This window comes from Brevibacillus schisleri, assembly GCF_055685845.1.
On sequence record NZ_JBVNDM010000001.1, the window covers coordinates 5,787,567 to 5,805,128 of the forward strand.

A 17,562-nucleotide genomic window follows, 5' to 3' on the forward strand; every position below is an offset into this window, starting at 1 on the left:
ACTCCCTTCATAGCGCTGGCCCACTCTGCTTTTTGCCCTTTTTCTCAACAAGAAGAGGAAGCAGCAAAGCCGCACCGATCATAATCAAAACCCCGCTCACCACATATACCGCAACGAGGGATAACGTCTCCTTTAAATAGCCGGATATAAACATGCCAATCACCATCATCCCCATAAAAACAGGCGTGATCGTACCAGATACCCGGCCGATAAATGCCCCTTCCGTGTTCCGTACAAGCAGCGTCTGGATTCCGCTTTGAATACAGGGGAAAAAGAAACCGCTGATCACTAATAGAACAATCATCAACCAAATCGTTGTGGTAGCCCCCATTACCATCGTGCAAACGGCAGAGACAAGCAAGCCTACCATGAGCAACATCTGTGGCCGTACCTTTTTGGCTATCCCGATGATGAGAGCCCCTCCTGCCAACATGGCTGCCCCATTGGCCATAACCAACCACTGTAAAAATTGTTTGTCCCGTCCCAAATTCTCGATGACAAGGAAGATTTGAAGCGGCTGTGTCAGACCTGACGCCAATCCGACAGCGAAGAAGGTCAAACAGAGAGTTCGTAAGGATTGATTGGACCCGATATAGCGGAGTCCGGCCTTCAATTCCTTTATGAAGCCACCGGCATCCTCAGACTTCGGTTCCTCCGCGTCACGGGGAAGCGTCGCTAAGATAAGGGAAGACCCTAGGAAAAGAACGGCCGTCAAAATCAGAGAGACTGTAATTCCAAACTGGATGAAAATAAACGTGCCGATGACCGGACCTAAAACCGTAAAGACAGCGACAAGCGTTTGGGACATAGCCATTGCGCCCTGCAGTTGTTCAGCTGGCACATGCCTCTTGTATAGTTTCATGGCCGAGGGCTGAGAAAATTGAGACAGGCTGGCGGAAATAAAGGTTCCGATGAGTAGTGCCACCCATCCCCCATTCATGAGGGCAAGCAACACAGCCCCGACGGACACGGCAGATAGCAGATCGCTCCAAACCATTGTCTGCTTCGGTCGCCATCGGTCGGCAAAGGTTCCGCCAATCAGGCCGAATAGAAAAATGGGTGCGAATTCCGCAACCGAAATCAGTGATACATAAACCGGATTATTATTCGTCAATTCGCTAACAAAAAGAAGGACGGCATAATTCCGGACCCAAATCCCCAAATGCAGCAGCACGCGGGAGAGGATAATCGTTCGAACATAAACATTGGAGAACATTTCAATACCCCATATCCTTTAATAGTTTTGATAATGTGCGCAGACGTTCGCTGATCATCTCATCGTCGTTACTCAACGCTTGGCTGAACAGCTTAATATCTTCATGAAGACGCTCATTGTCCGTACATATCGCCACGTTCATTGCATCCCCTTGCAGGGCAACTCGGTCGATGACGGGCTCCTGCGGGTCATAATAATGCTCATATCTGTATGCGTCGCGAAAATGGGCCAAAGACCGACAAATCAGTATGGACATATCAAGAACGCGATGGAGAGGCAGTTCCTCCGATTGTTTCGACCATTCTTCTCCTGTGTATCTCCATACTTTGGCAGATAGATCGACCTTTCTTCTGGAGCTGCCCTCCGCCACTCCCAGAGAAAGTGCTTTCGCATCTGTGTTCCTGGCGAATCGACCATCAACACGCTCATAGTTATCCGACACGACAACAGGCTTATGGTTCAAGTTCGTCGGTATTTTCATTTTCGTTCCCTCTTTTCGTTTGATTATTGTTCTTTCTTTTTTTCCTGGTGGTATCCACGCTCTCCGTACGGTTGGAGCTGGTCGAGCCATTTTTGTTCCAGTTTCTTCAGGGCATCCTTTTCATCAAAGTATCCGTCTTCCTTCTTTTTCAAAACCTCCAACACTTCAAAGACGAATGCCTCTTCTCCGTATTCATTCCATTCCTGTTGAAGCTGTTTGTTTATATGCGAACCCATTTTGAGAGTGAACAGCTTTCCGTTCATCGTCTTGAGGTTGCGGGTGGCGCTGATCCAGACTTTTTGGTTTTGCGTGTTTTTGATCTGATACACCCCTGCTTGCGTTTCCGATTCTTTATACAGTTGTTTCAGTTCTTCTCGATCCATCGTTTCTCCCCCACTTTTTAAAAGGTTTTAAATAGACAAAACATGTTTTTGTTTATTATTTAATAAACATAATGATTCATTGTCTTACAGTTGTCAAGTGCACAAAAAAACACCGGAACATGTCCGGTGCCTAATTCGGGTCGGGTTACAACGAGTACAGAGCCAATGAATCTCCAACAAACAATAGTGAAAAATGTCTATGCAAAGGCTTGTAGAGACTCTCCTTCTATAACGTTTTCACCATATTATAGCGATCGTTTCCACTGCCATATTCCGCAATCCGTGTCTCGATAACCACAAAGCCTGCTTTTTGATAGAGTCCGACTGCTCCAGTATTATCAGGGCTTACAGTTAGACAAATCTGACGGAACCCATCCTCACGCAGCTGCTCCAGCAATTGGTTCAAGAAAGAGAACCCATACCCCATCCCTTTCCGATCTGCCCGGATGTAATACCCATACATGTAGCATTTGTCCGGCTGACGAAAATCCCTCAAGAGCTGGCATACCCCGACAGGATATGCCTCCTCTGCTTCCATAAAAAGTCCAACACAGCCATGTCTCGCGAGTGGTACGAGCACCCATTCATCAATTGCTCCATGTGGGCCAAAAGCCTCCTGCTCCATTGCCTTGATCATCTGAAGCTGGCTCTCTGTCAATGCCTCGACGATTTCTATGCGCGTATTTTGCATTCAGTCCTCTCCCTATACGGGTTGCCGCTTCGCTCCGATGACCTGCTCTGACTTAACCGTTATGTCGGCAAGCACTGCTTCGTCTAGCTCTACGCCTAAGCCTGGCTGATCTGTCACGACAATCTGACTTCCGTGAATCGTAAGCTCGGCCACATCCCGCGAAATGATCGTAGGTCCTGCCAACTCATTGGAAATGATGTTTTTCTTCGCCAGTGACAAATGTGCACCAGCTGCACTGCCAATCGAGGACTCCAGCATCGAACCGATCTGACACTCCATCCCGGCCATTTCCGCCTGATTCACCAATTTGAGAGCAGGATAAATCCCTCCACTTTTCATGAGTTTGATGTTTACTTTATCTGCAGCTTTCTTCGCGATGACTTCCCGCATTTCCTTTGTCCCGTGCAGTCCCTCGTCTACCATAATTGGAGTAGTCGTTTGCTTGCGAATATCAGCCAGAGCCTCAAGATCATCTGCCAAGACAGGCTGCTCCATCCAATCAATGTGACAATCCTCGATCTGTTTCATAACAAGCAAGGAGTTCGCACGGTTCTCCCAACCTTGGTTGGCGTCCACCCGCAACCCTACGTCAGGACCAACTGCCTGCCGAACAGCCCGGATTCGCTGGATATCTGTCTGAAGATCAGCTCCCACTTTTATTTTGATCGAGTCATACCCGGCTGCCACTGCTTGTCTGGCTTCAGCTGCCATGACCTCTGGCTCTAAAATGCTTAACACATACGGGAAGGAAAGAGTCGTGTGATATTTTCCGCCCAGGAAATGGTAAACGGGTTGACCAGCCGCCTTGCCCATTAGATCATAGCAAGCGATATCGATGGCGGCTTTTGCTGCTGGTACTCCCCAAACAGCCTGGTTCATCTTCTCGTGGATTCTCTCGATATCAAACGGATTCTCACCGATCACAACAGGCGCCAAGTTATGAACGAGCATTGTATAGGTAGACTCCCATGTCTCTCCGGTGACATTTTGATCCGGTACCGCTTCTCCTAGTCCGACCAAGCCATTGTCTGTCTCCACTTTTACAATAATGGACGGCATATCCTCATAAGAGGCGTACGCGATGATAAATGGGCGTTTTAGCGGCAACCTTATGGCATGAACACATACTGACGTTATTTTCATACTCGACTCCCCTCCGCAGCAGCTACTCGTGGAATGATTCGATAATAAAGAGACATGGCTTTTACAGTGCTATCTTCGCCTTTTACAAAGCCAACTGTCAGCTCGCTTCCCTCTCTATCGGTGATAAATTGATGCTCCCCAATTGGTCGCAATAGACAGTTCAGTTGTTTTCCTCCACCAAACACATCCGACGTTTTATCTATCATCATCAGGACATCCTCTACCAGATATACGATGATATCCACGCCTTCCCCACTAACGTATCGACCGACATACTCTTCTAACTGGGAAAGAGGGACGCTATATGTCTCGAATTGGTACTGTGGTGTATTCAATGGCCGCCCTTCTACAGCATGGAGTGCTGTCAGTGTGGCTTTTTCGACGGGGCTTCCGATCAAATTGGCCAAAGCCATGGATGTAATTCCCCGCTCTGGAACAATCGCTAAATGGGCAGCGACACCTTTGATCGCTCCACCGTGCTTGATCAAGGTACCCCCATAGTAGTCGGGTTGAATGGATAAGCCATATCCATAATACCTTCCGTAGCTGATCTGGACATGCGGATAGATCATTTGTTTGACGCTCTCCTCAGATAAAATCCGTTCCTTGCCCACACATCCGCCCGTACGGAATATTTCAGCGTAGTTCAACATGTCATGCACTGTTGAATTCAAATGCCCCGATGCCGCTACGAGTAGCCCATCCTCCCAATTTGGATCCGGGTAAATCTCAGAAACGCCATTGCTCTCTTTAACATGATAGATGGTCGTTACATCCGGTAGGTGTGGCAGATCGCTCAGAAGAAAGGTGCTGCTCTTCATGTCTGCTGGTTCCAAAATATGCTCTTTGACATAAACGTCATACGATTTCCCACTCACTCTGGCTATGACCGCTCCCAGGAGAGAATAGCAATCATTTGAATAGCTGAACAATTGTCCTGGAGAGCCCACCAGTTCATAATCCGCCAGGGCAAGAGCTTCCATCAGCTCTTCGAATGTGTAGATCGGTTTCTGGTACTCCTTTTTCAAGTACCGGTGAATCGGGTTATCCTCGTCAGGCATGTCATCGAGCATGGAGTTGCGAATCGCTAGGTTATCAATGGGCAGAGGCGGCATGCCCGTCGTGTGCGTCATAAAATGGTGGATTGTCATCTGCTCCGTTTTTTGACGATCCGGGGTACGAAATTCAGGGAGGTACTTGATCACCGGATCATGAACAGAGAGCTTCTTCGCTTCCTGTAGCTGCATGATCGCCATGCATGTAAAGGACTTCGTAACGGAAGCCAATCCCATCACGGTATCAGGCGTGATTTCGAGTTCCTTTTCACGATCACGATAGCCAAAGCTTTTTCGAAACAGGCTCTGCCCATTCAAATTCACACCCATGACAAAGCCCGGAACTCTGCCTTCCTTCATGTCTTTCTCAACCAGTTCTTCCCATTCTACTAACCAGCCTTGCTGTCTCATTTTTTCCACCTCTTTCGAATGTTGTCATACCATGCCCTACTCGTTCACCCACATGTCCTGAATAATCAAGGAGGCTAATGGATTTGGCTTGACGCCTTGAATCCGGTTACTGACGACCACGAATATTTTTGCGGAATAGAGCGGAATCCAATAGGCCTGTTCCACGACTCTTTTTTGAATGTCTGCAAAAACCTGCTGTCGCAGTACTTGATCTGTTGTCGTTCGTCCTTTATTTAACAGGCTATCGAGCTGTTGATCACTGAGGCGAAAGAAATTCAAGCCCCCGATCTGACTCGAATGCAGTAACAAGTGCAAAATATCTGGATCGACACTGCCATGACTCGTTGAGAACAAATCGAACTCGCCCTTCAGTGCCTGTTCAAGAGCTGTCGCTGATTCATACTTTTGGATATACACTTCGACACCAATCTCTTTGAACATGCTTTGCACCAACTGATGCCCGGGATTTGTATCTTCGATGAGCATCGTCAGGCTGAGCGTTTTCCCATCCTTTTCCCTTATCCCTTGCGCGTTTGGCTTCCATCCTGCCTCTTCCAGCAGTTGTCTAGCTTGCTCAGCATTGTACTTGTAGCCATACTGCTCTACTGCCGCATCGTATCCGATCATCGTTGGTGGGATCGGTCCGTAGACAGGCACCCCCTCTCCTTGCAGATCTGCCATGATCAATGCATCTTTGTTGATCGCCAAGTTCAGTGCTTTTCTCACGCGGACATCCTGCAAAATTTCATTTTCCAGATTCATCGCAATGAAGAACTCCGCAGGCTGCATTCCTTCCAACACCGTAAAATCTTTGTGATCCTTGTATTTCTTCGCGTCTTTCGGGGGTACAGTGGCAATATCAATCGTCCCACTGTCGAGAGTAGCCATCATGGTCTGGTTGTCTTGAATAAATTTCAGAACGAACTTGTCGGGTCTGACAGGTCCTTGATTCAGAGCAAAAGGAGCTGCCCACTTATACTCGTCGTTTCGTACCAGTGTGATCGATTCGCCTGTTTTCCAGCTCTCGAATTTCCACGGACCTACCCCGACAGGATTGCGTCCCAGCTCATTTTCGTATTTGTTTCATGCCTCTATGGAAATAGGTTGCTGGTAGCCGCTATATGTTAAGTTAGAAAGTAACGAAGGGGAGGGCTCATCTAAATGAAAGATCAATGTGGAATCATCAGGAGCTGAAATGGATTTGATCGAAGATACGTCCGGTCCCGTAACCGGTGAGGCTGTTTTCGGATCGAGTGCACGTTCATAGCTTTGCTTAAAAACTTCCGCAGTGAGCGGTGTTCCATCATGGAACTTCACGCCAGAACGTATCTTGAACGTCATGGTCTTGCCGTCGTCCGAAATCGTGTACGATTCAGCCAGATGCGGCTTCAACTCAAACGTAAAGGGATCGAGGATCAGCAAAGCTCCCCCCAACATGCTCCCAACAAAATTTCCCGCTGGCAACGACGTCTTTTGCGGGTCCAGCGTATCCGGCTCCATCTGGTAGCCCATGGTGATCGTCCCACCCTTTTTCGGCTGGGAGTTTTTTGCTGGTTGATTTGCTTGCTTCCCGTCTGTAGCCGGAGTGGGAACAGAGCTACAGCCAACAATGGAAAAGACGAGTACACATATGAGTAAAACGCTGCGAATTTGGCTCTTTAACCGCTCTGATAGCATGTCGCGACCTCCATTTTTCGAGTCTTTTCCTTTCGAAGCCTACTTTCGTCGGTATATAGTCGCTAATTAGATCGGATTGCTTCTTACATGAGGGATGTGGGGGTCCCGGATTGCCCTCGTTAACGGAAAACCGGGACGGGTTGATGTTACATGAGGAGAATCATGGATGATTAAGGCGATACACAGCCCGCGGGCGTCCTTGCTGATACGGCTGTTCTTCTCCGACGATCTCTACGACCTGATGCTCGATCAGCTTTTTCAAGGTTCTTTCCGAGCTGCGGCGACTGACCTGGAGGTACTCGGCTAAATCGGAAGCGGTGAAGCGGTTATCGCGGCGAAGCTTGACATACTGCATGATTTTCGTGATCGTAGCGACACTTGCGCCAGTCTTCTCCGCGATCTCCAGCACTTCCTTGTTCTCGCTTTTCAATTGGAACGTCTTCGATTCGGTGTTCAACGGCCCAATCACTTCTTTTTCATCCGTCACCAGATACGCACTGCTTTCATTTGTTTTCCTGGCATGATAAATCGCAATGCGCGCGTTGGCCTCAGCCTCTTTCGCGGTTAGGCCAAAACCAAACCCGATGGCAACCATCACTTTGGCAAGCAGGTCGACATTGCCCACTACTTGCATGATCTTCCCGGATTCAATCATTTGCTCGATGCTGCCTCTCGTGCCATAGATGATAAATTGATCCATTCCCAACTTTTGAATGGAAGCATCTGTCTCTTTGACCAGATCCAGCAGCTCTTGCAGCAAAATAATCGTCGCATCCTGCCATTGTGTTTCTACTGGCGGACCATCATTTTGCTGGATCGCTGCAATTCCCACGGCTATTTGCGAGTTTTTGCTAATTTTCAATTGACCATAAGCAATGGCTTGACTGACGGCATCGCGAATATTTTTATCGGGACCAACCAGCGATGCGGAAGGGATGTTCATCTCACGCAATTGGCGATATACGTAATCAACGCCAGTCAAAGCAAAATGGCTCTGTTTCTGTTCCCAAAGCTCCTTGTGGAACAAAATAATCTCCTCTACGTCAAATCTCGTCCCGCCTTCTTCAATAATCTCACTGTAGTCTTTTACATACCAAGGCGTAGAAATAATGCCCAATTCATCAGCGACCTTCTCAATATACTCCGCTTTTGGCAAATCTATCGAGATGCGGTCCAGTCCTCCTGGTACGTTCAGCAAGGTATGAAACAAAGAGAGGGAAATGGTATATTCATCGATCGGGATGTACACGGCAGGCAGCTTCTTTTGCTCTACCTTTTCCTTGGCAAAAAAATAAGGAAGAGGGCCAGCAAAAAGCAGCACATCGCAGTCATGGATTTGATCAAGCAACGCAGCGCTCTCTTTGGGGTTCTGGTATGTATACGAGGTCAGTTGAATGTAATCAATGGATTGGGTATGCTTCAAGATCCTTGGCAAAAATTCTTCCGAAGAGATTACCGCTATCGTAATGGTCAATGCTCCACTTCCTCATCTCTCTTTGATTTCCAGACGTCCTTAAACACGCGGATGAAGTTTTTGCCCAAAATACGCTCAATCGCTTCATCCTTATACCCTCTTTTGGCAAGGGCACGCACAAGCTCTGGAATCTTTGTATGTCCTTTTACGACATCAAAATCTTTGCGTCCTGCTTGGATAAACACATTGGGAGAATCGTATTTCATAAATGGCTCGATGATGTCCAGACCAAGTCCTACGTGTTCAACACCAACCAGCTTCACGATGTGATCGACGTGGTTGATCATGTGCTCGATATCAGCCTGGTCGTCTGTGTCCGCTACGAATAGATTGACGCCATTGATGCCGATTACGCCGTTGGTGAATGCGATCGCTCTGATTTGCTCATCTGTCAGATTGCGCATGGAGCTCGCTAATGTCCGACAGTTGGAATGAGAAGCGATGATGGGTTTACGCGCTACCTCGATCAGATCCCAGAAGCCTTCGTCATTCAGATGGCTGACATCAATGATGATGCCCATTGCTTCTGCCTCTTCGACGACGCGGATGCCGAACTCCGTGAGCCCTCCCTTGCGCCCTTCCCGTACCGGACTAAAATGACTGCCATCTCCAACGAAGTTTCTCCTGCTCCAAACGAGACCCAAAAGGCGTACGCCCAGCTCGTAAAAAACACGGAGCATACTCAGATCATTATATAACGGTTCCGCGCCTTCCAGAGAGAGCACAAAACCAATTTTCCCCTGTCGCTTCGCGGTCTCGATGTCGCTCACAGTTTTGCAAACCATGATTTTATCAGGCGATTCATCTGCCTCTGCGTGCAACGCGCTGATTTGTTGCAATGCTTTTCTCAAGCCCATCTCCGGCAGGAATTTGTTGTCGATATAAATCGCTGCGACAACTGTATGCACCCCACCCGCGACGAAATCAGGTAAATAATCCGTTTCAATCACTTTTCGTCTGCCATGCTCCCGCTGAATGGCAACATCCAGCAAAAGGTCAAAATGCCCGTCGATTCCATGTGTCATGCCTCATGCTCCCCCTGTTATTTCAGGTTTTCCGGGTTAAGTGGTTCAAGCTCCGGTAAAAGAAAGCGTCCGTCTCTGCGAATCAAGTGGTCATCGAACCAAATATCACCGCCACCGTACTCCGGGCGTTGAATCATGACCATGTCCCAATGGATGTTTGACTTGTTGCCATTGGATGCCTCGTCATAGCATCGTCCAGGGGTAAAGTGGAAGCTGCCGTCGATTTTTTCATCGAATAAAATGTCCTGCATAGGCTCCCGGATGAACGGGTTGACCCCCAAAGCAAACTCCCCAATGTACCGGGCACCTTCATCCGTATCCAAAATGTTGTTCAAGCGCTCTGTGTCATTGGCAGTGGCATGAACGATCTTCCCGTCCACAAACTCCAACCGTACCTTTTCAAAGGTAAAGCCTTGATAAGGCGAAGGAGTGTTAAACGATAGGACACCGTTCACCGAATCGCGAACAGGGGCTGTAAATACTTCACCGTCTGGTATGTTATATTGCCCCGGACACGGGATCGCTGGAATGCCTTTGATGGAGAAGGTCAGCTCTGTGCCAGGTCCCGTGATTTTCACGCGGTCAGTTCGCTCCATCAGTTCCTTGAGCGGCTGCATGGCTTTTGCCATTTTGGCATAATCCATTGTGCAGACATCAAAGTAAAACTGTTCGAACGCTTCTGTACTCTTATTCGCCAACTGCGCCATGGAAGGCGTCGGATAACGGAGATAGACCCATTTCTTTTTGAGACGCACAATACTTACTTCTTTGAAAAAGGACGTAGCCAGCTTCATCTGCTCATCCGGGACATCAGACATTTCGTTGATATTCAGCCCACCCTCGATGATGATGCACGCTTGCATTTTTTCCATTCGTTCTTTGTCCATCTCTGCCTCTAGACGGAATTGCTCCTCTGTTCCCGCCAGCAATAACTGACGGCTAATCGAGGATTCACGCAGGTTCACAAAGGAATGTCCGCCTGCTCGCGAAACTGCTTTGACAAGCTCCTTTATCAGAGCAGCGTCCACCTCCATCGCATCGATCAGCACGTTATCTCCCGGCTGCACAATTGTAGAGTAATTTACCAACACATCCGCCAGCTTCGTAAGACGTGGGTCCAACATCTATCTATCACTCCTGTTCCCTTATTTTTCATAGAGATGACACGCAACTAGTCTGCCGTCTGCTTCTGTTAATAGAGGGGCTTCTGTTTTGCACACGTCCATGCATGCCCAACAACGCGGATGAAACTTGCAGCCCTTCGGTGGATTGGATGGAGACGGTAGATCCCCTGTTAACATGATCCGTTCTTTTTTCTCGTCAGGATCTGTGATAGGAATGGCGGAGAGAAGCGACTGTGTGTAGGGATGCATCGGACGTTGAAACAGCTCTTCTTTTTTCGCCAGCTCAATTACTTCTCCCAAATACATCACCGCTACACGATCGGCTATATGTTCGACAACACTCAAATCATGCGAGATAAAAAGATACGTGAGCGAAAACTTTCGCACGTGCTGTTCGGATATAGTCATTGGACAAAACCTCTACCATGCCAGCACGAGTGAGTCGGCTGAGTGCCGTCGCCGTCAATGTCCCCAGGGTAAACGCTGGAAGAACCATGTCTTTTAACCCCGTTCCTCCCGCAATCGGAAACCAGCCCAAATGGACGGAGAATACAAGGATGACGAGTAAACCTAACCAAAAGCCGGGTATGGACATCCCAAAGGTGGAAAAGGTCATAATCGCTCCATCGATGGGTGTATCCTTGTATTTTGCCGCTAGGACACCCAGCCCGATACCGATCACAACTGCCACTACGAGGCTGGCTACTGCCATTTTTGCTGTCGCTGGAAAGCGATCAGCAATTTCTGTGCTGACAGGTCGACCCGTTTTCAGGGAAGTGCCGAGATCTCCTTTTAAAACGCCAAAAGCATAGTCGAGATACTGGACTACCAAAGGCTTGTTCAAGCCCAGCTCTCCTCGAAGCGACTCGATTTGTTCTACAGTCGCCCGCTGCCCCAGCATGATCCGCACAGGGTCTCCGGGGATGAGATGAATGAGCAAAAACGTAAAAACGGAGAGTCCAAACAGGACAATGATGCCCGACAATAGGCGCTTCACAATATACTGCTTCATGAGGTCTTCACCCAGATGTGAGAAACGGTATGAACTAGCTTCTTCTTGTTGCGCTCCTGCACTTTGCTCTCCTCCCTCTTTCTCCGCTAACGTCACTTGTCGTTATAGTGTCGTTATTAGTTAAAAATAGTCTATTCAAAATTCACAGAAAGTTCAACTTGTTTTTTCTCGCCCCATTCAAAAAGAGCATGGTCCCTTTCTACCATGCCCCTTCTGAAGAATCGTTCCGTCGTCATTCCTTGCCGTGCCTCATCTGTAGCAATACGTTTGCCGTTAGCTGTGGATGACTGAGGGGAAAATGATGAGCAACGGAGAGCCTTTCAATCTCTACATTCGCTTTCCTGAATGCATCCTCTGCTCCTTTTGTCAGCTGATACGTTTTATCCTGAGTTCCCCATACGATCTGGGCTGGAAAAGGGAGAGGCTGTGTCGCTACCGCCATTTGCCGGAATTCGTTCATAAAGTAGCGCAGCACGTCTGTATGCGTCTTGCTGATGCGCGGGGATTGCAGGAGCTTCCCTGCCTTTTCTACATAGCCTTTTGGCATTTCCTTCGTAGACTGAAATACCCCTTGCTCAAGCATTTCTTTTTCCAATTTGGCTGACGTTAACTGCTTTTGCAAAAAAAACTGAAGGAGGGCTGGACTCTTCCCCAATCCCGCCTGCAGCCGAGAATACTTCGGGGCATGCAGGGGTGGCTGCAAAAGGTATAGCTTCTCGATTTTTTCCGGTACTCGCTTTGCTGCCTCCCATGCCAAAAGCCCGCCAAATGAATGTCCTGCAAGATGAACCGGAGATGGCAGCTGTCGCAATGCCTCGGCCAATGCCTCGATAAAGCCCTCGAGCGGTTTTTCGTGATGGTGATAGGGCGATCTGCCAAATCCGGGCAAATCCAGTAACCATACTTCCTGTTCACCCAGCTGTTCAGCGAGCGGGAGTAAATCGCTCATCTCACTGAAAAGCCCGTGCACGAGCAGCCACGGAGTACCCGAGCCTTCTTTCTTGTACGCGGCCATGCCTGCGATTTGCTCTCGGTGAAAGCAAGGAGGTACTTTCTGATCCTTGACCGACAAACGGTAGTCGAGATCGGCAATCACACTGGGAAGATACGCCGCTACGTCGTATGCATCGATGCTTTTTTTCGCTTTCATTTGCTGAAAGGGAGCGAGCGGGAAGTCTTTCTTTACGAGAAAATCCATCGAATTGGCAGGTACCCCGAGCAAGCCGCTGCCGCCGTTATGCAAGATTTTTTTCAAGACCGATACCGGGAAAGGAATGGTTGGTGGCTTCATCCGTAATTCTTTAGCCATCAACGAAATCAGCTCTGAAAAAGCTGGCGTGGCACTCCGCTCATTTAAGGCGTAATACGTTTGATGCTCGATGTGATTTGTCTCTACAATCCCCACAATGACCTGGGCAAAATCGTCGACGGAAAGCAAGGGCAGCCACCACTCCTTACCACCGGGAAGAACAGGGATCTTACCACGCCGCATGGAGCTGATCACGAGCCCGAATCCATCTGTTTGTTCTGTGTTCCCGGTGCTTCGCGGGCCTATGATCGTACACGGATTTACCACGACCAGCGGCATTCCTTTTTGATACGCCTCTTGTCTGAGGTATAGATCTGCCAGAAACTTGTATTTCTCGTAGCCCCCTGCCTCTTGATAAAAATCGGTTGGCGCAAAAACATCTGTCGCCAGCTTTCCACTCTCATCGTCAAACGGACTCATGTAGCCAACGATATGAATCAGCTTTTGTAGACGCTGTTGTTTATGCAATTCGTTCGCTAGTGCTGCAAGGTGACTTGCTCCTTGTAAAATCAATTCCCTCGCCACTGTTTCATCCAGCGAAATATCCATCGGGGCACCTGCATGGATGATAATAGTTGCGCGCAATACCTGCTCGTAATCGCTCGCTGATAATCCCAAGCCCTCCTTTCGCAAATCACCCCGCACGGCCTTGCAATTAGACCTCTCTGTAGGTGTCATCTGCATCAGCAATTCATCCCACTTCTCGGGCGAACGAACCAGCGCCAGTACGGTATGACCGGACCGGGCCAGCTGCTTTGTTAACTCCTTGCCGATAAATCCAGTCGCACCTGTTACAAAAACGACAGCCATTGTTTCTGCCTCCTTTATATTTATAGTACTAGTCAGGACTAATTCACTTCAAAAAAATCCTACACTTGAATCAAGTGTAGAAGTGTCTGACCTACGCCTACGAGTACCTGTGCATGACCCTGCGATTCAGCCATGAGCATCGCTCCTTCCACAATGGCCACGAACAAGACTGCCGTTTGCTGAATCGAGATATTTTCCTTGAATTCTCCACGGGCGATTCCCTCCACGAGCAGCTTTTCCGCTAGGTTCTGCCATTCGATCAGGAACTCGTTGATTCGCGCTTTGACCTCTGGTATTTGTGCCGACAGCAAGGAAAGGACCTGACAGCCTCCTACACAGGAGCGGCCCTCCAGTTCTTCTGCGATGGTGGTAAAAATCAGACCTACCCGTGCGGAAACAGACAGGTCTGTCCGTTGCAAGATGGCTTCCAGTGCTCCTCTCAGGACGTTGATTCTGTAGCCGAGTACAGCTACGACGAGCTCCTCCTTACTTTTGAAGTGGTAGTAAATGTTGGACTTGGAGACTTTGCTCTGTGCTACGACGTCATCCATGCTGGTATTCATGAGTCCTTTTTGCAAAAACAAATTGGATGCAATGGCGATGACATGGTCACGGTTTGAGGTTCGTGTCATAATTAGTACTATACAGTACTAATAAGTGATTGTCAATCAGTGGAGGAGAAGAAAAAGTGCAGTCCTCTTCGACTCCGACACGCTCGCAAGGGAGATTGACTGTTCCTCTTCACTTCAAAAAGGGGACCGTCGAGCCAAAGCCACCCTACGGGCGGAAGGTTCTCGAAGAAGAAGTGTTCGACAAGCGTGGTCCCCTTTTTGAAGTTCCGACTGGGTAGGCGTTGTCAAGGTCTGCGAGCCCTGCGCTTTTTCCTCTTGCCAGCTTTGTTGGTTCAATCGCTACCTTTTAAAACCTCGTATAAAAAAGAAAAGGTTGATGCCGTCTAATACGGTATCAACCTTCATTCATTAACTGATCGCAAACCTGTTACATTTCGTTACGGCAGCAAGCATGGCAATCACCAGCTCATTTTCACGGCTATTTCTTGCCCTTCTGAAATAGAGACAGCGCAAAAAGTTCTTGCTGTTCACCCGAGCGATAACTTGAGTACGACTTTTTGGCAGCTCGGCACAGCTTGCTAGACTATTGATCCAGTCAATGAGTTCCTGTTCTGGAAGCAAGTCTTTCTCCATCATCGTATCTACGATGCTCGCGAGACGTTCGTCCTCTTCGTCATTGAAAATGTGCTTTCCGTTATGTAGCACGCCCTGGATCGCTTGAAGAACGTCTCGCTGTACGGCTTCATCGCTCTCTGGGCACTGCACCAGTTCTACGAAAACGTCTGCACCGTGCGCAGTACTGTGAGCCCAGCCTCCCTCGGACAAATAGCCACGCAAATCCTGTTCCTCTTGAAAATAGCGGAGCATGGCATTTTTGACGTGCTGGAAATCGGCAAGCTCCAAAAAGGGCTTCTGTCTGTGACGGCGCAAAATCAATGCAATCGGCAACGAAGAGAATGTCCTCGTAAATACAGATGGATCACCCTCGCTGCCGATCTGATAGAACAAATGCTTTTCGTCGGTCAGTTCTCGCAGGAGGCTGCGCAATTGCGCCTCCGTCAGCTTGTCCTCGTCGAGAATCCAATAATAAAATGCCGGGTAGATGAGATTATCCCGCAATTCCGGGTCAGGGTCCCCAATGTATTGCAACAACCGTCCGACAAAATCCTCCAGTTGTTCCCCTTCACGCAGCTGGTATTGTTCCTGTTCCAATCTTTGCAGATCCAGCACAAGCTGGGTTCTTGTATCGCTCATGTGTTCATCCCCTTAACATAATCAAAATTTCCTCAATCACCATTTCCGGTTCATCGTGATGAATATAATGCCCGCTGCGAGTAGCTATTCTTTGCTTGTTTGAAGTTGAAAGCCTAGTGAAATCGGCCTGCAGACGTTGATCGATTGCTAAGATTTCCTCGTTCGGCCATTCCTCGTCCCACACGTCCGGCAAGCCTCTCGTAATAATCGTGACAGGTATGTCGCTTTGCCGAAAATAGTCAACAATCTCTTGATAGCTCCGTATTTTATCGATCTTCTCGCTGTTTCGCATCGGATTCTCGTAATAGTCTCGATTGGCTGCAATCAGGTTCTGAGGCAAAACCTTTTCATAGGCGAGCTCCTTATATTCAGGAGCAGCGTCCACCAAAACCAGCCCCGAAACAAGCTGCGGATACAGGCTCGCAAACAATCTGGCAACCAAACCGCCAAAAGAATGTCCGACCAAAATACAAGGCGTCTCCACCTTTATCTCTTGCAGCAAGTCATACAGCTCCTCGACCAGATCACGGCATGTCCGGGGTACGACTTCTGGCGCTGGACTCCTGCCAATCCCCGCCCGATCATAGGATAAGGTAGACGCTTCTTGCGAGATGCGGTCTTGAACGATCTTCCATGTCTCACCGCTATCGCCCATTCCTGCTAGGAAGATTACACTAGGTGTCCCACTTTTTCGCGAATACAGCCTATGTATCCATCGAGACATGATCCCAGTCATCCTCCATGTAACGAACCAGCCAATTCAATGCTCTGTGTCTTTCCACAACTACTTCGTCATTCAAACCACCCGCAACCACAACATTATTGATGCGCGCATCCACGCACGCCCAGTCATAGCGGTAGATTAAATCTGCCTGGTCGAGAATCTCTTGTTTGCTTCTCACGACTGCATTGCTATAGAAGGTATCATAGTCACCCGCGCTTCTAAGAGCGTCAATCGCGGTGTTCACATCACAAATCTCATCTGGGAAATGAAGCTCTTCCACATAGCCGAGTGCCCACAGCAGTACCCAGTAGCATTCGTACATCCACACCATCTGAATCATATCCGTTCGGTCTGGCTGTGGATCATTCAAGAAGTCTCGCTCTTTTTCCGTAAAGAATTCAGCAGCGCCAAACTGCTCAATAATTCCCTCGATGAACTCCCGCTCTTCATAGATTTGTCCGTTTTCGGCAATCCCGCCGGCATATACCGCAATCAAGCACAGGGCAATCGCTCGCTGAACAATCTCATCCTTGCTCCTGATGACAGCGTCCTCATCCCCTACGATGACAGGAAGATGCGGGATGTACGGAATGCCTTGCTCCTGCAATAGCTTGATGCTCCGCTCCTTGCGTGCTTCTCCCGACTGAGAGGGCTGAATATGGCCATCGATCAGGTCTACACTGACCGTCACCAGAAAATCGTCTACTTCGGATTCTCCTGCTGTATTCAGAATTAGCCTTCCTTGTTTATCGAGCATGTCTCCGGTAGGGAGAAAGACGATCCCGTGTACTTCTTCGGCGATCTCCATAATGGACGCAAATGTCTTCTGATCGATCTCCTTACTCGCCACGATTCCTACCGCCACATTGAGCGCTGTTATTTGGTACAACAGCTTTTGCTGGACCTTCTCGTGAGCCGTTTCAATCTGTGCGAAGTAGCCGTACATCCCTTTTTTCATCTGGAGAAACTCTTCTTGGTCATCGTCCTCGCGCATAAGATTGAAGGTGATCTTGCTTTTGCTAAACCATTTTTTATCTGTCACGGTCACGGCCCGCTCGTCAGCGGATACCTCTACCAATTGATCACGAAAAGCCTCGACAATCGCAGCGACGACTTTCTCGCATTGTTGGATGGAGACATAGATGGTGCATTGATTCATCTGGCAACCTCCTTTGCTGGGCAAACATTTACAAAGTGCTGA

General features: G+C 48.6%; 15 protein-coding genes and 2 pseudogenes. All 17 read right to left on the reverse strand.

What is annotated here, in order from left to right; genetic code table 11:
* Positions 1 to 7 precede the first annotated feature (7 nt).
* Positions 8 to 1,216 (reverse strand): MFS transporter, encoded by a 1,209-nt coding sequence (locus tag ACUUHJ_RS27545; protein ID WP_472300546.1) that lies wholly within the window; start codon positions 1,214 to 1,216, stop codon positions 8 to 10.
* Between the two features lies 1 nt (position 1,217).
* Positions 1,218 to 1,697: a DUF6530 family protein gene (locus ACUUHJ_RS27550; protein ID WP_289674698.1), complete on the reverse strand. Its 480-nt coding sequence runs from the start codon at positions 1,695 to 1,697 to the stop codon at positions 1,218 to 1,220.
* A gap of 23 nt (positions 1,698 to 1,720) precedes the next feature.
* Positions 1,721 to 2,080 carry a GIY-YIG nuclease family protein gene (locus tag ACUUHJ_RS27555; protein WP_289674699.1) on the reverse strand — a complete coding sequence of 120 codons (360 nt, stop codon included), beginning with the start codon at positions 2,078 to 2,080 and terminating at the stop codon, positions 1,721 to 1,723.
* A 226-nt stretch (positions 2,081 to 2,306) separates the two neighbouring features.
* Positions 2,307 to 2,771, reverse strand: coding sequence for a GNAT family N-acetyltransferase (locus ACUUHJ_RS27560; RefSeq protein ID WP_472300548.1), 465 nt, complete (start codon positions 2,769 to 2,771; stop codon positions 2,307 to 2,309).
* A 12-nt stretch (positions 2,772 to 2,783) separates the two neighbouring features.
* Complete coding sequence (locus ACUUHJ_RS27565; RefSeq protein ID WP_015893366.1) at positions 2,784 to 3,914, reverse strand: mandelate racemase/muconate lactonizing enzyme family protein; 1,131 nt, start codon at positions 3,912 to 3,914, stop codon at positions 2,784 to 2,786.
* Positions 3,911 to 5,380, reverse strand: coding sequence for a serine hydrolase domain-containing protein (locus ACUUHJ_RS27570; RefSeq protein WP_472300549.1), 1,470 nt, complete (start codon positions 5,378 to 5,380; stop codon positions 3,911 to 3,913). The genes ACUUHJ_RS27565 and ACUUHJ_RS27570 overlap by 4 nt, the downstream gene beginning before the upstream one ends.
* Before the next feature lie 36 nt (positions 5,381 to 5,416).
* Positions 5,417 to 7,057: pseudogene (locus tag ACUUHJ_RS27575) on the reverse strand (ABC transporter substrate-binding protein).
* Positions 7,058 to 7,217: 160 nt separating this feature from the next.
* Positions 7,218 to 8,531, reverse strand: coding sequence for a transcriptional regulator (locus ACUUHJ_RS27580; protein WP_472300550.1), 1,314 nt, complete (start codon positions 8,529 to 8,531; stop codon positions 7,218 to 7,220).
* Positions 8,528 to 9,556: a dipeptidase gene (locus tag ACUUHJ_RS27585; protein WP_472300551.1), complete on the reverse strand. Its 1,029-nt coding sequence runs from the start codon at positions 9,554 to 9,556 to the stop codon at positions 8,528 to 8,530. Before ACUUHJ_RS27585 ends, ACUUHJ_RS27580 begins: the two co-directional genes overlap by 4 nt.
* A gap of 17 nt (positions 9,557 to 9,573) precedes the next feature.
* Complete coding sequence (locus ACUUHJ_RS27590) at positions 9,574 to 10,680, reverse strand: aminopeptidase (RefSeq protein ID WP_472300552.1); 1,107 nt, start codon at positions 10,678 to 10,680, stop codon at positions 9,574 to 9,576.
* A 21-nt stretch (positions 10,681 to 10,701) separates the two neighbouring features.
* A pseudogene (locus ACUUHJ_RS27595) lies at positions 10,702 to 11,061 on the reverse strand (oligopeptide/dipeptide ABC transporter ATP-binding protein); the annotation flags it as partial.
* Complete coding sequence (locus ACUUHJ_RS27600) at positions 11,027 to 11,692, reverse strand: ABC transporter permease (protein ID WP_472300553.1); 666 nt, start codon at positions 11,690 to 11,692, stop codon at positions 11,027 to 11,029. The pseudogene ACUUHJ_RS27595 and the gene ACUUHJ_RS27600, both read right to left, overlap by 35 nt.
* Positions 11,693 to 11,924: 232 nt before the next feature.
* Complete coding sequence (locus ACUUHJ_RS27605; RefSeq protein WP_472300555.1) at positions 11,925 to 13,811, reverse strand: alpha/beta fold hydrolase; 1,887 nt, start codon at positions 13,809 to 13,811, stop codon at positions 11,925 to 11,927.
* A gap of 59 nt (positions 13,812 to 13,870) precedes the next feature.
* Positions 13,871 to 14,443, reverse strand: coding sequence for a TetR/AcrR family transcriptional regulator (locus ACUUHJ_RS27610; protein WP_472300556.1), 573 nt, complete (start codon positions 14,441 to 14,443; stop codon positions 13,871 to 13,873).
* 348 nt (positions 14,444 to 14,791) lie between these two features.
* Positions 14,792 to 15,637, reverse strand: a complete 846-nt coding sequence (locus tag ACUUHJ_RS27615) for a DUF2785 domain-containing protein (protein WP_289674717.1) — start codon at positions 15,635 to 15,637, stop codon at positions 14,792 to 14,794.
* 4 nt (positions 15,638 to 15,641) lie between these two features.
* Positions 15,642 to 16,361 (reverse strand): alpha/beta fold hydrolase, encoded by a 720-nt coding sequence (locus ACUUHJ_RS27620; protein ID WP_289674718.1) that lies wholly within the window; start codon positions 16,359 to 16,361, stop codon positions 15,642 to 15,644.
* Positions 16,342 to 17,520, reverse strand: a complete 1,179-nt coding sequence (locus tag ACUUHJ_RS27625) for a DUF4272 domain-containing protein (protein WP_472300557.1) — start codon at positions 17,518 to 17,520, stop codon at positions 16,342 to 16,344. Before ACUUHJ_RS27625 ends, ACUUHJ_RS27620 begins: the two co-directional genes overlap by 20 nt.
* Between the last annotated feature and the right edge of the window lie 42 nt (positions 17,521 to 17,562).